The following is a 12,475-nucleotide window of genomic DNA, read 5'->3' on the forward strand; positions in this document are numbered from 1 at the left end:
ACCCGTCCCGCGCGGCGTTTGTCAGAAGCCAGCGCCCGCGAGCTCGACGACATGCTGGCCCAATTGGAGAATCCGGCGCCCCGCCGCAGAGGGCGCGCCCTTTCGCAGGATGCGTCCCGACCCTCAGATGATGGTCCAGGCGTGGACGGGAAGCGTCGCCTCAAGCGCCAACCCCGGGCTCAGATCCGACGGCTCGATGGCGCCATCGAGGATGTGAATCAGATGGCGGTGACGTCGCCTCCACGGCAAACCCGTCGGGTCGACAGTCCAGAAAGCGAGTTGGCGCAGCTCAAGGACCTGTCTCCCGAGGATTTCGCGCAATGGATGCAGACCTTGGAGCTGCCCCTCCCATCGGGACCGTTGCAGGCCGACACCGACCCGCCGAGCGCCTTCAAGATCGACACTCCGCGCCCCGCTGACGGCCGTTCGATGCGGGTGAGGCGCCCGCGTGTGGCCGCTGAGGCGCCGGATGGGCAAGGAGCGGAGCCTTCGGAGAAAGGGGCCGAGTCTTCGGGGTTGCCAATGGGCGCCTTGCATCGGCGCCGCGCCCACCGCCGCGAAACACCCGACTCCGCCACGCTCAACAAGGCGTTGTTCGCGCAGTACGGTGGCGCTACCTTGCTGCCGGACCCCTCGTCCCCCGGGATGAGTCCCCGCCAGGGACTGGACACTGGCGAAGCGACTCCGCGGGGCTCGGCCGACGGTCCGGCGGTGCCGCCGGCAACGGCGACGCCCGAGGGCAAGCCGCCATGGCCCGTTCCTCCCGGGCGGAAGATCTATACAGAGGTGAAGGACGGCGAAGTCATCCAGTCCTTCGATCTCTTCACGCTGGAAGATGGCAGTGTCCCGTACACACCTCTTGAAAAGCTGAAGAACTTCTTCAAGCGGTGACAAGCGGGCGTTCAGCGCCCCTTCGCCCCCAGCTTGCGGTAAATCGTCGCCCGGCTGATGCCCAGCGCCCGCGCGGCGTCCTGCACGTTGCCGCGCGCGTCGTCCACCGCCTTGCGGATGGCGGCGGTTTCCAGGTCTTTCAGGGGCACGGCCTGGGCCACGGCGGCGCTGCGCGCGGCGGGGCGGTCGAGCTGGGCCAGCACCTGCAGCCGCAGGCCCGACCACAGCGGCAGCTCCAGCGCGCCGCCGTGCGCGGCCGCGGTGTCGAACAGCGATTCGACCGGCGCCGCGAAATGCAGGCTGGCGTGCCCGGCCGGCGCGCCGGGCGCCACGCCCAGCATGTCGGCCGCGGGCCGGTTCAGGCCGGTGATGTGGCCGTCCGCGTCCAGGCCGATCAGGCCGTCGCTGTCGTCGCCCAGCACGCGGCCCGGCCAGTTCAGGCGCAGCAGCAGGTGGTGCGGCCGCGCCAGCGTCAGCGCGTTCTCGATGCTGCGCGCCGACTGCGAGACCAGGTGCTTGAGCGCGGGCTGCTCGGCCACGTTCACGCCGGTCAGGTCCAGCATGCCCACGCACTGGCCGTCCGGGTCCCAGATGGGCGCGCCCGCGCAGCTGTAGACGCTGGTGGCGTCGAAGAAGTGCTCGCCCCGGTGCAGCCACACGGGCTGCAGGTCGGTCAGCGCCATGCCGATGGCGGTGGTGCCCACGGCACGCTCCGACAGGTCCACGCCCACGCGCGCGATGCGGCCCACGCTGGGCTCGTGCCGGTCCACGGGGCCGTTGACGTCGATCACCACGCCCTGCGCGTCGGTGAGGATGGCGAAGTAGCGCGTGTGCGCCATGGCGCGCGCCAGCGAGCGGATGACGGGCGCGGCGGCCCGCAGCAGCGGCTGGCTGGCGTCCAGCGCGTGGCGCACCTGCGCGCTGCTCACGGGGTCGAAGGCGACCTCGCGCCGCGGCTCCAGGCCCAGCTGCAGGCAGCGCCGCCAGGAGCGCGCCACCCAGGGCGCCAGGCGCGGTCCGGCGTCGGGGTCGCGCGCGTCCAGCACGGCGCGGCGGGCCTGGGCGATCAGGGCCAGGCGGTCGGCGGGGGAGGCGGCGGGGCCGGTGGGCATGGGGTGCATTGAATCAGCCCGCCGCGCGTCGATCAACCGTTGTCCATGCCGCAGCGCGGCAAAGCCTCGGCGGCGGGCAGCGCCACGGTCCAGCCGGTGGCCTGCGCCAGGCGGGGCAGGTCCTCCGGCGTGTCCAGGTCGCGGACGTGCGCCTCGTCCGGTGTGTTCCACAACGCGACAGCCTCGGGCTGGCGCTGGCGCCAGGCGCGCAGGCCGCCGCTCTGGTTGCGCAGCAGGGCGCAGGCCAGGCCGTCGAGCACCGCCGGGTGGCCGGGCTGGCCGTTCACCGTCGGCACCAGGGCGTGGCGGCCGCGCTCGCGCTGGTCGAAGGCGTCCAGGGCCGCCTGGATCTGCGGTGCGCCCAGCAGCGGCTGGTCGCCCAGCAGCACCAGCAGCCGGCTGGGCATGGACGTGAGGCTGCGCAGGCCCACGCGCAGCGAATCGGCGGGCTCGTCGCCGGGCTCGGGGTTGCGCAGCAGCACGGGCCGGCGCTCGGGCGCCAGCGCGCTCACGTGCGCGGCGATGGCCTCGGCGTGGTGGCCCACGACCAGGCGCACGTCGTGCACGTCGGCCTCGGCCAGCGCGTCCAGCAGGCGCTGCAGCAGGGTCTGGCCGTTGACGCGGACCAGGCATTTGGGCACGCCGCCCAGGCGGCGGCCCGCGCCGGCCGCCAGCACCAGCGCGGTGGTGTCGCTCCAGGGCTTCATCGGGAAACCTCCGCGCCGCACGCCGCGGTGCGAGCGCCTTCGGGCGGCCGTGCGCCGCTCACGGGTCTTCGCGCATGAAACAGACCATGGACGGGGCGTTCGGCGCCACGTCCAGCTGGTCCTTGGCCGGGCCCACGGCCAGGTCGCGCGGCAGCGGCACGCCGTTCTTCACGGCCAGCACCTCGGCCATCACGCTCACCGCGATCTCGGCCGGCGTCTTGCTGCCGATGTAGATGCCGATGGGCCCGCGCAGCCGGGCCAGGCTGTCCTCGGTCTGCTCGAAGTGCTCGATCAGGCGCTGGTGCCGCGCCATCTGGTTGCGCCGCGAGCCGATCGCGCCGATGTAGAAGGCCTCGGTCTCCAGCGCCTCCAGCAGCGCCAGGTCGTCCAGCTTGGGGTCGTGCGTGAGGGCGACGATGGCGGTGCGCCGGTCGGCGCGGAAGGCGCGCACCACGTCGTCGGGCATGTCGGTGGTGAGCGTCACGCCGGGCACCTGCCAGCCGCCGCGGTACTCCTCGCGCGGGTCGCAGACGGTGACGGAGAAGCCGCTGAACAGGGCCATGGTGGCCAGGTACTCGGTGAGCTGGCCGGCGCCGATCATGAGCAGGCGGTACTCGGGGCCGAAGGCGTTGTGCAGCCAGCCGCCGTGCTCGCGCAAGGCCTCGGGCTGCTCGATGTCGGTGAGCGTCACGCGGCCGCTGGCGATCTCGGTGCTGCGCTGGACCATGCGGCCCGCGCTCAGGCGCTGCACCAGATCGCCCAGCGTGGCCGTGTCGGGGTTGAACTCCAGCAGCAGCTCCAGGGTGCCGCCGCAGGGCAGGCCGAAGCGGTGGGCTTCGTCGGCGCTCACGCCGTACTTGGTTTTCTGGGGCGGGCCGTCGGCCAGGGCGTCGCGGAAGCGGTGGATCAGGTCGTCCTCGATGCAGCCGCCCGAGACCGAGCCGACCACGGCGCCGCCCTCGCACAGGGCCATGATGGAGCCCACCGGGCGCGGCGAACTGCCCCAGGTGCGGGTGACGGTGGCCAGCAGCGTGGCCTTGCCCGCACGCCGCCAGTCCAGCAGCGTGCGCAGCACGAAGAGATCGAGGTTTTCCATGGCGGTCGGTTCACCTCCAGGCGGCGGTGAAGAAAACGATGAGGCCGATGACAAAGGTGATGGCGAAGGCCAGCGCCGGCCAGGCCCAGCCGGGCCAGGGGCCGGATGGCCCGGCGACCACCGCCGGCACCGGCGCGGCGGCGGCGCGGGCGGCCGCCGCCTCGGGGTGGCGGCGCAGCAATTCTTCCTCGAAGCGGCGGAAGAAGTCGTCGGCCATGGATTTGGCCGCACCGTCGATAAGGCGTTGGCCCAGCTGGGCGATCTTGCCGCCCACGGTGGACTTGACGGTGTAGGTGAGCTCGCTGCCGCCCGGCGCGGGTTCCAGCGTCACCGTGGACTCGCCCTTGCCGAAGCCGGCCACGCCGCCCTGGGCCTCGAAGCCGAGCTTGTAGCTGCGCGGCGGCACGATCTCGCTGAGCTGCACGCGGCCGGTGAACTTGGCCGACACCGGGCCGATTTTGATGCCCGCGCCCACGGCGTAGGCGTCGTCGCCCAGGGGCTCGAACTTGTCGCAGCCGGGCACGCAGGCCTTGAGCACGGCCGGGTCGTTGAGGGCGTCCCAGGCCTGCACCTGGTTGACGGGGAGGAGGCGGCTGCCTTGCATGTCCATGGTGGGGTCCTTCTAAACGGGATTCAATGCGTCGAATACCCATCACGCAAGCGAGGGGCACCGCGGAACCGGCTTCGCCGGGCCGCAGGTGCCGCCTCCTTGAGGGGGACGCGCGAAGCGCGGCGGGGGTGTTTCATGATTTCAACAGTTCGGCCAGGGCTTGGGCGAGCTGCTGCAGGTGTTCCAGGTTGTGCACGGCCAGCATGCCGTGCGCGTGGCGGTGCAGCACGCTGGCGCCCTGCGCCAGGGGCTGGTAGCCAGCGTAGCGCAGCAGCGGGTTGAGCCAGAGAACCTGGCGGCAGTGGCGGCGCAGCCAGTGCAGTTCGGCGTCGAGCTGTTCGGGCGCGCCGGTGTCCAGCCCGTCGCTGATGAGCAGCACCATGGTGCGCCGCCCCACCAGGCAACGCGCGTGCCGCTCGCGCAGCTCGGCCAGCGAGGCGCCCAGCCGGGTGCCGCCCGCGAAATCGGCGATGGCCGCGTTGGCGAGCGCCAACATCGCGTCGGCGTCGGCCTGCTTCCAGGCGGCGCGCAGGTCGGTCAGGCGGGTGCCGAAGGCGAAGGCCGAGCGCGGCACGCCGCGCGTGGCCTGGTGCAGAAAGGCCAGCAGCAGGCGCGCGTAGCGCTCCATGGAGCCCGACACGTCCACCAGCACCAGCAGCGGCAGCGGCTGGTGGCGCCGTTCGCGGCGCGGCGGGGCGAGCAGCTCGCCCTCGTGCCGGCGCGCCTGCTGCAGGGCGCGGCCCCAGTGGATGCGGTGGCCGCGCGGGCCGGGCCGCTGGCGCCGGCCCGGCAGCTCGGGCAGGGGCAGGGCGATGTCGCGCGCCAGGGTTTCGACCAGGCGGAACTCGCTGGCCGACAGGCCCGCGAAATCCGCGTGGCGCAGGCGCCGCAGGTCGCTGGCGGTCATGGCGGCGTCCAGGCGCAGCTCGCTCTCGCCGGGCGCGCGCCGCTGGGCGCTGGCGCCGGCCACGGTCAGCGCCTCCTGCGCGCGCGCCTTGCGCGCGGGCGGCTGGGCGGTGGGCGCCTTGGGCAGCATCTGCGACAGCAGCTGCTTTTCCAGCTCGGGGTTGCGGAAGAAGGCGGCGAAGAGTTCGCCGAAGACCTCGATGTCCTGCGGCCGGCTCACCAGCACCGCGGCCAGCGCGGCCTGCAGGTCGTCGCGCCGCTCCAGGCCCACCAGCTGCGTGGCGCTGATGGCGCCGGCGATGCGCGCGCTGTCCACCGGCACGCCGGCGCGGCGCAGGGCGCGGCCGAAGGCGGTGATCTGGTCCGGCAGCTTGCCGCTGCGTGCATCCCCGAGTTGCATACGGCGCTTCCGCTCAGGCCACGTCCGGTTCCAGCAGCTGGTCGATCATGGGCAGCAGGGCGGCCACGTCCTCGCGCTGCTTGAACAGGATGCCCGCCGTGTCCTGGATCACCTCCGGGTCCAGCACCAGCGTGTCCAGCGCCACCAGGGCCTTGGCCCATTCCACGCTCTCGGCGATGCCGGGCGCGCGCTGGAAGGCGTTGGCGAACGGTTGCGCGCGCAGGCGCTCCACGAAGCGCGCGATCTGCTCGGTGAGCGCGGCGCTGGCCTGCGGCACCTGGCTGCGCACGATGGCGAGTTCGCGCTCGCGGTCCGGGTGGTCCAGCCACTGGTACAGGCAGCGGCGCTTCACCGCGTCGTTGAGGTCGCGCGTGCGGTTGCTGGTGAGCAGGGTGAGCGGCGGCGCCATGGCGGCGATGGTGCCCAGCTCGGGGATGCTCACCTGGTATTCGCCCAGGTACTCCAGCAGGAAGGCCTCGAAGGGCTCGTCGGCGCGGTCCACCTCGTCGATCAGCAGCACCGCGCCGGGCGGCGGCGTCTGCAGGGCCTGCAGCAGCGGGCGGCGGATCAGGTAGCGCTCCTGGTAGACCTCGCGCTCGATCTGCTCGGGCGTGGCGCTGTTCTGCGCCGCGCGCATGTGCAGCAGCTGCGCGGTGTGGTTCCACTCGTACAGGGCCTCGCGCTGCTCCATGCCGTCGTAGCACTGCAGGCGCAGCAGCGGGCGCTGCAGCACGCGCGCCAGGGCCTTGGCCAGCTCGGTCTTGCCGACGCCGGGCTCGCCCTCCAGCAGCAGCGGGCGCTGCAGGCGCATGGCCAGGAACACGGCCGTGGCCAGCGCGCGCGGGGCGTGGTAGCCCACGCCGCGCAGCGCGGCCAGCCAGCCGTCGATGTCGCGCGGTTCGGTGGAGGCGGCAGCGAGTTCGGGCATCAGCCGTTGGCCGCGGCCACCGCGCGCTGGGTCTGCACGCGGATCAGCTGCGCGCGGTACTCGGCGCTGGCGTGCAGGTCGGCGTTGAGCTGGCTGGCGTCGATCGCCACGCCCTGCACGGCCTCGGGCGTGAAGCCCTTGCCGAGTGCCGCCTCCAGCCCCGCGTGGCGGAACACGCCGTTGCCGGCGCCGGTGATGGCCACGCGCGCGCCGCCGTCGGTGAGCGCCACGAACACGCCCACCAGCGCGAAGCGCGAGGCCGGCTGGCGGAACTTGGCGTAGGCCGCCTTCTTGGGGATGGGGAAGCGGATCGCCGTGATCAGCTCGCCGCTCTCCAGCGCGGTGCTGTACAGGCCCTGGAAAAAGTCGTCGGCCTTGATCTCGCGCCTGTCGGTGACGATGGTGGCGCCCAGCGCCAGCACCGCGCTGGGGTAGCAGGCGGCCGGGTCGTTGTTGGCCACCGAGCCGCCGATGGTGCCCATGGCGCGCACCTGCCGGTCGCCGATGCCGCCGGCCAGCGCGGCCAGGCTGGGAATGGACGATTTCACGTCGGCGCTGGTGGCCACCTCCTCGTGGCGCGTCATGGCGCCGATGACTAGGCTGTTGCCCTCGCGGCGGATGCCGCGCAGCTCGGCCACGCCAGCGAGGTCCACCAGCGCGCCGGGCTGCGCCAGGCGCTGCTTGAGCGAGGCGATCAGCGTCTGGCCGCCCGCCAGCGCCTGCGCGCCGCCGCCGGTGAGGCGCTTGGCATCGGCCAGGGTCTTGGGTTGTTCAAGGGTGAAGGCGTACATGGTCTTGTCTCCTTGAATGAATCACTGCTTGGCGGACTGGATGGCTTGCCACACGCGCGAGGGCGTGGCGGGCATGTCGATGTCCTTCACGCCCAGCGGCGCCAGGGCGTCGAGCACGGCGTTGATGACCGCCGGCGGCGAGCCGATGGCCCCGGCCTCGCCGCAGCCCTTGGTGCCCAGCGGGTTGGTGGTGCAGGGCGTGCAGACGTGGCCCAGGGTGAAGCTGGGCACGTCGTCGGCGCGCGGCATGGCGTAGTCCATGAAGGAGCCGGTGACCAGCTGGCCCGTCTCGCGGTCGTACACGCAGTGCTCCAGCAGCGCCTGGCCGATGCCCTGCACCAGGCCGCCGTGCACCTGGCCTTCCACGATCATGGGGTTGATGATGGTGCCGAAGTCGTCCACCGCGGTGAAGCGGTCCACGCGCGTCTCGCCGGTCTGCGGGTTCACCTCCACCTCGCAGATGTAGGTGCCGCCGGGGAAGGTGAAGTTGGTCGGGTCGTAGAAGGCGGTCTCGTTCAGGCCCGGCTCCAGCTTGTCCAGCGGGTAGTTGTGCGGCACGTAGGCCGTGAGCGCCACCTGGCCGAAGGGAATCTTCTTGTCGGTGCCCTTCACGCTGAACTCGCCGTTGGCGAATTCGATGTCGGCGTCGCTCGCTTCCATCAGGTGCGCGGCGATCTTCTTGGCCTTGGCCTCGATCTTGTCCAGCGCGCGCATGATGGCCGCGCCGCCCACCGAGATGGAGCGCGAGCCGTAGGTGCCCATGCCGAAGGGCACGCGGCCGGTGTCGCCGTGCACGATGTCCACCTGCGACGGGTCCAGCCCCAGGCGCGAGGCCACCACCTGCGCGAAGGTGGTCTCATGCCCCTGGCCGTGGCTGTGCGAACCGGTGAACACCGTGACGCTGCCCGTGGGGTGCACGCGCACCTCGCCGCACTCGAACAGGCCGGCGCGCGCGCCCAGGGCGCCCGCCAGGTTGGACGGCGCCAGGCCGCAGGCCTCGATATAGCTGCTGTAGCCGATGCCGCGCAGCAGGCCCTTGGCCTTGCTGGCCTCGCGGCGCTTCGCGAAGCCGGCCACGTCGGCCAGTTCGGTGGCCTTGTTCATGCACGCGTGGAAATCGCCCGTGTCGTACTGCAGCGCCACCGGCGTCTGGTACGGGAACTGGGTGATGAAGTTGCGCCGGCGGATCTCGTCCTGGCTCAGGTTCATCTCCCAGGCGGCGCGGCTGACGATGCGCTCCAGCAGGTAGGTGGCCTCGGGCCGGCCGGCGCCGCGGTAGGCGTCCACCGGCGAGGTGTTGGTGAACCAGGCGTCCACCTCCACATACACCTGCGGCGTGGTGTACTGCCCCGCCAGCAGCGTGGCGTACAGGATGGTGGGCACCGCCGTGGAGAAGGTGGACAGGTAGGCGCCCAGGTTGGCGTCGGTGTGCACGCGGAAGCCCAGGAACTTGCCGTCTTTGTCCATCGCCATCTCGGCGTGCGTCACGTGGTCGCGGCCGTGCGCGTCGCACAGGAAGGCCTCGCCGCGCTCGCAGGTCCACTTGATGGCCGTGTTGAGCTTCTTCGACGCCCAGGTCACGGCCACGTCTTCGGCGTAGAGGAAGATCTTGGCGCCGAAGCCGCCGCCCACGTCGGGCGCGATCACGCGCACCTTGTGCTCGGGCAGGCCCAGCACGAAGGCCGTCATCAGCAGCCGCTCCACGTGCGGGTTCTGGTTGGCCACGTAGAGCGTGTATTCGTCGTTGGCGCGGTTGTACGAACCGATGGCCGCGCGCGGCTCGATGGGGTTGGGCGCGAGGCGGTTGTTGACCAGGTCGATCTTGGTCACGTGCGCGGCCTTGGCGAAGGTCGCGTCCACGGCCGCCTTGTCGCCGATGGCCCACTTGTAGCAGTGGTTGTCGGGCGCCACGTCGTGCAGCGCCGTGCCCTTGGGCGCGTCGCGCACGTCCACCACGGCGGGCAGGGGTTCGTAGTCCACCTCCACCAGCTCGGCGGCGTTCTTGGCGTTCTCCACCGTGTCGGCCACCACGATGGCCACGTGGTCGCCCACGTAGCGCACCTTGCCCTGGGCCAGGAAGGGGTGCGGCGGCTCCTTCATGGGCTGGCCGTCGGTGCTGGTGATGAGCCAGCCGCAGGGCAGGCCGGCCACCTTGTCGTTGGCCACGTCCTGCCCGTCAAAGATGCCCACCACGCCCGGCGCGGCCAGCGCGGCGGTCTTGTTGATGGAGCGGATGGCGGCGTGCGCGTGCGGCGAGCGCACGAACACCGCGTGCTTCATGCCCTGCAGCTGAATGTCGTCGGTGTACTGGCCGGCGCCGGTGAGGAAGCGGTAGTCCTCCTTGCGGCGCAGCGGCTCACCGATGTGAGGGAGTTTGGCGAAATCGATGGCACCCATGACAGCCTCCTTCACTTCATGCCGGCAGCGCCTTGCTGCACGGCCTTGACGATGTTGTGGTAGCCCGTGCAGCGGCACAGGTTGCCTTCGAGCTGCTCGCGGATCTGCGCCTCGTTGGCGCCCGGGTGGCGCTGGCACAGGTCCACCGCGCTCATCACCATGCCCGGCGTGCAGAAGCCGCACTGCAGGCCGTGGCACTCCTTGAAGGCGGCCTGCATGGGGTGCATGGTGCCGTCGGCGGCGGCCATGCCCTCGATGGTGGTGACCTCGCGCCCGGCCACCTGGGCCAGCAGCACGTTGCACGACTTGATGGCCTTGCCGTCCAGGTGCACGGTGCAGGCCCCGCACTGGGCCGTGTCGCAGCCGACGTGCGTGCCGGTGAGGCGCAGGTGTTCACGAAGGGCGTGCACCAACAGCGTGTTGGGTGCCGCGTCCACGGTCACGGCACGGCCGTTGACCTTGAGTTCTACGGGCATGGTTGTCTCCTGGGTTCGTGGGGAAGCCGGGGACAGTGGAGCACTCGGGGTCGGGAGGGGAGGGGTGGGTTAACCCTTGGAGTCCGGGGGCGTCAGGATTTGTTCTCAATTTGAGACGGGGAGCGCGGCGCGGCCACCCCCGGTAAAATGCCGGGTTATTCGAAAGAACCGCCATGGCCGCGCCCATGGAAGGCTTTCATTCTTGAAACCACAGGTGGTGAAGATGAACAAGCCTTTCATTTCTCTGTGCCCAGAGATCTCCCGGGCCAACGCGCTGACCCTCATGGACTGGCTGGAAGACGAAGAGGTCACGCGCTACCTCAGCGACTCGCGCCACGTCTCCCGCTTCATCGAGCAGGTCATTGGCCGGGTTCAACTGCCCATCCTCACCCACCTGTTCAACCAGGGCGGCCGCTTCTTCATGGCCTACGACCAGCGCGACGTGCCGGTGGGCTTTGTGCGCCTCGTCAAGACGGGGCAGGACGTCGAGATGGTCCTGGTCATCGGCAACCGCGACAACTGGGGCCGCAAGCTCGGCGCCAGCGCCATCCGCGAAGGCATGAAGCTCGCCTTCTTCGACATGCGGGCTGAAAAGCTCATCGCCAAGATCCACCCGGACAACACCCGCTCGATGAAGGCCTTTGTGAACAGCGGGTTTGCGCTGCACAGCGAAACGCCGACGGCGAAATCGCTGGTGCTGAACGCGGGGCGCTACCTCCAGCTGCTGCGCGAGCGCCCGGCGGCGCACATCGCCCCCATCCACATCACCGAAGCCGACAGGACGCGGCTGCGCCGCCTGCTCGACCTCGACATCGAACGCGGCGCGGACATTTTTGAGCTGGAACACGAGATCGAGCGCGCCATCGTCGTCGACCCCCGGCAGGTGCCGGACGACGTGGTCACCATGAACTCCAAGGCCTTGCTCCAGGTGGACGACGAGCCGCGGGAAGTGGCGCTGGTCTACCCCGAGGACGCGGACGACAGCGCCGGCAAGCTCTCGGTGTGCTCCGGCATCGGCACCGCCATCCTGGGCTACAAGGCGGGCGACGCCTTCAACTGGCGCATGCCGAACCGCACCTGCCGCATCCGCATCGAGAAGGTGCTGTACCAGCCGGAGGCGGCGGGGGATTTCCACCTGTAGGGTTGGCTGCGGCGCAAGCGCCGCCGAACGCGCGGCGTGTGGTCAGGCGGCGCTGTGAGGTGCGTCCTGCGAAGCCGAGGCCTTGCCCGGAACAGACAGGAGTTCTTCCAGCGTCAGGTGCAAGGGCACGGCCAGCCTCGCCAACGTCTGCAGCGAGGGGTTGCGCGCCTGACGCTCGATGTGCGCGATGACGTACATGCTGACGCCGGATTGCTGGCCCAGCGTCTCCTGGGTCAGCTTCAGCGCTTGGCGCGCTGAAACGAGGTTCTGCGCGACCACCTCCTCAATCACGCTGGCTCCCCCATCTCTGGGGACTGGCCTCGCAGCGAAAAGCGAACTGGTCGTGACACCCAAGGCCCCCGCCAGCTGGTCAACGGCGCTCAAGCTCAGTTTTGAGCTTCCCTTCTCCAGGTTGGCCACGAAGGTTCGGCTCAACTGCGCTTGCTCGGCCAAGGCACGGATACTCCAGTTGCCCTTCGCGCGGAGGGCGATGACGTTGGCGACCAAGATGTCGAACGGATCAACGGCTGGAGGGGTGGGCTGGGTCACTCCAAAAGTGTTCGCCTGGCATTTACCGGGGTGGCTTTCCTGAGGCAGAATTGAGTCTGTTTCAGAGGAACATTTATGTTCATCCCCGCCAAGGGCTCGGCCTCCGTTCTCCATCCCTCTCGCAGTACGCGCAGGCAGAACCACTGGCCCGTCGTCACCCGTGCCTTGGAGGCGCCGTGGTACCTGCTTGTGTACGACGTGCGCTGCTGGAGGGGACATAAGGTGTCGCAAACGTCCCTGGTGGCCTGTGACGAGGCGCTGGTGGACATGCTGGCCGTGATGGCGATGACCGATGTCCGAAGCATTGGTCGCCTCGATCGGCGCCACGGGTCTGGCCCTTGCTGGGGCCTGCAGTGGATTGATGCCTTGTGGAAGCCCGCTCCCGAGGAAGCCCGCAAGGTGACCTTGTCGACCTCGTGGCGCTGATGCCCTGGTGGGTGGGCGTGGCGCTCGCCCCGGTGGGCTATCTGC

General features: G+C 70.6%; 13 protein-coding genes. 3 read left to right on the forward strand and 10 right to left on the reverse strand.

Translation table 11 applies throughout. The features are described 5' to 3' along the window. The coding region (locus tag BGO22_RS11220) for a hypothetical protein (protein WP_286850889.1) at positions 1–891 on the forward strand (891 nt) is incomplete at its 5' end. An 11-nt stretch (positions 892–902) separates the two neighbouring features. Here BGO22_RS11220 and BGO22_RS11225 read toward each other — a convergent pair. The 9 genes from BGO22_RS11225 to BGO22_RS11265 form a co-directional block, all read right to left on the reverse strand. Further along, positions 903–2,012, reverse strand: coding sequence for a helix-turn-helix domain-containing protein (locus BGO22_RS11225; protein ID WP_083293298.1), 1,110 nt, complete (start codon positions 2,010–2,012; stop codon positions 903–905). Between the two features lie 23 nt (positions 2,013–2,035). Then, positions 2,036–2,710, reverse strand: coding sequence for a nucleotidyltransferase family protein (locus BGO22_RS11230; protein ID WP_070400538.1), 675 nt, complete (start codon positions 2,708–2,710; stop codon positions 2,036–2,038). Between the two features lie 58 nt (positions 2,711–2,768). Next, positions 2,769–3,806, reverse strand: a complete 1,038-nt coding sequence (locus BGO22_RS11235) for an XdhC family protein (RefSeq protein WP_070400537.1) — start codon at positions 3,804–3,806, stop codon at positions 2,769–2,771. A 10-nt stretch (positions 3,807–3,816) separates the two neighbouring features. After that, entirely contained in the window at positions 3,817–4,416 is a 600-nt protein-coding gene (locus BGO22_RS11240) for an SRPBCC family protein (protein WP_070400536.1), read from the reverse strand. 133 nt (positions 4,417–4,549) lie between these two features. Next, positions 4,550–5,722, reverse strand: coding sequence for a vWA domain-containing protein (locus BGO22_RS11245; RefSeq protein ID WP_070400535.1), 1,173 nt, complete (start codon positions 5,720–5,722; stop codon positions 4,550–4,552). Between the two features lie 13 nt (positions 5,723–5,735). After that, entirely contained in the window at positions 5,736–6,650 is a 915-nt protein-coding gene (locus tag BGO22_RS11250) for an AAA family ATPase (RefSeq protein ID WP_070400534.1), read from the reverse strand. Next, entirely contained in the window at positions 6,650–7,441 is a 792-nt protein-coding gene (locus BGO22_RS11255) for an FAD binding domain-containing protein (RefSeq protein WP_070400533.1), read from the reverse strand. Before BGO22_RS11255 ends, BGO22_RS11250 begins: the two co-directional genes overlap by 1 nt. Before the next feature lie 21 nt (positions 7,442–7,462). Continuing rightward, the gene (locus tag BGO22_RS11260; RefSeq protein ID WP_070400532.1) at positions 7,463–9,838 is read right to left on the reverse strand and encodes a xanthine dehydrogenase family protein molybdopterin-binding subunit; all 2,376 of its coding nucleotides are present in this window, start codon (positions 9,836–9,838) and stop codon (positions 7,463–7,465) included. 11 nt (positions 9,839–9,849) lie between these two features. Beyond that, positions 9,850–10,314, reverse strand: a complete 465-nt coding sequence (locus BGO22_RS11265) for a (2Fe-2S)-binding protein (protein ID WP_070400531.1) — start codon at positions 10,312–10,314, stop codon at positions 9,850–9,852. Positions 10,315–10,537: 223 nt separating this feature from the next. Here BGO22_RS11265 and BGO22_RS11270 point away from each other — a divergent pair, with 223 nt between their 5' ends. Then, positions 10,538–11,455: a bifunctional GNAT family N-acetyltransferase/nucleoside diphosphate kinase regulator gene (locus tag BGO22_RS11270; RefSeq protein WP_070400668.1), complete on the forward strand. Its 918-nt coding sequence runs from the start codon at positions 10,538–10,540 to the stop codon at positions 11,453–11,455. A 42-nt stretch (positions 11,456–11,497) separates the two neighbouring features. On the opposite strand, the gene BGO22_RS11275 is transcribed toward BGO22_RS11270, so the two are convergent. After that, positions 11,498–12,004, reverse strand: a complete 507-nt coding sequence (locus BGO22_RS11275) for a helix-turn-helix domain-containing protein (RefSeq protein ID WP_070400530.1) — start codon at positions 12,002–12,004, stop codon at positions 11,498–11,500. Between the two features lie 75 nt (positions 12,005–12,079). On the opposite strand from BGO22_RS11275, the gene BGO22_RS11280 reads away from it, so the two are divergent. Next, positions 12,080–12,430 carry a hypothetical protein gene (locus BGO22_RS11280; protein WP_070400529.1) on the forward strand — a complete coding sequence of 117 codons (351 nt, stop codon included), beginning with the start codon at positions 12,080–12,082 and terminating at the stop codon, positions 12,428–12,430. Positions 12,431–12,475: the final 45 nt, after the last annotated feature.

The sequence above is a fragment of the Hydrogenophaga sp. 70-12 genome, from assembly GCF_001897365.1.
GTDB lineage: Bacteria > Pseudomonadota > Gammaproteobacteria > Burkholderiales > Burkholderiaceae_C > Hydrogenophaga > Hydrogenophaga borbori.

Excerpts from the sequence above, each read along its gene's own strand:
- BGO22_RS11225 (WP_083293298.1), bottom strand. The coding sequence starts at position 2,012 with ATGCACCCCATGCCCACCGGCCCCGCCGCCTCCCCCGCCGACCGCCTG.
- BGO22_RS11230 (WP_070400538.1), bottom strand. The coding sequence starts at position 2,710 with ATGAAGCCCTGGAGCGACACCACCGCGCTGGTGCTGGCGGCCGGCGCG.
- BGO22_RS11235 (WP_070400537.1), bottom strand. The coding sequence starts at position 3,806 with ATGGAAAACCTCGATCTCTTCGTGCTGCGCACGCTGCTGGACTGGCGG.
- BGO22_RS11240 (WP_070400536.1), bottom strand. The coding sequence starts at position 4,416 with ATGGACATGCAAGGCAGCCGCCTCCTCCCCGTCAACCAGGTGCAGGCC.
- BGO22_RS11245 (WP_070400535.1), bottom strand. The coding sequence starts at position 5,722 with ATGCAACTCGGGGATGCACGCAGCGGCAAGCTGCCGGACCAGATCACC.
- BGO22_RS11250 (WP_070400534.1), bottom strand. The coding sequence starts at position 6,650 with ATGCCCGAACTCGCTGCCGCCTCCACCGAACCGCGCGACATCGACGGC.
- BGO22_RS11255 (WP_070400533.1), bottom strand. The coding sequence starts at position 7,441 with ATGTACGCCTTCACCCTTGAACAACCCAAGACCCTGGCCGATGCCAAG.
- BGO22_RS11260 (WP_070400532.1), bottom strand. The coding sequence starts at position 9,838 with ATGGGTGCCATCGATTTCGCCAAACTCCCTCACATCGGTGAGCCGCTG.
- BGO22_RS11265 (WP_070400531.1), bottom strand. The coding sequence starts at position 10,314 with ATGCCCGTAGAACTCAAGGTCAACGGCCGTGCCGTGACCGTGGACGCG.
- BGO22_RS11270 (WP_070400668.1), top strand. The coding sequence starts at position 10,538 with ATGAACAAGCCTTTCATTTCTCTGTGCCCAGAGATCTCCCGGGCCAAC.
- BGO22_RS11280 (WP_070400529.1), top strand. The coding sequence starts at position 12,080 with ATGTTCATCCCCGCCAAGGGCTCGGCCTCCGTTCTCCATCCCTCTCGC.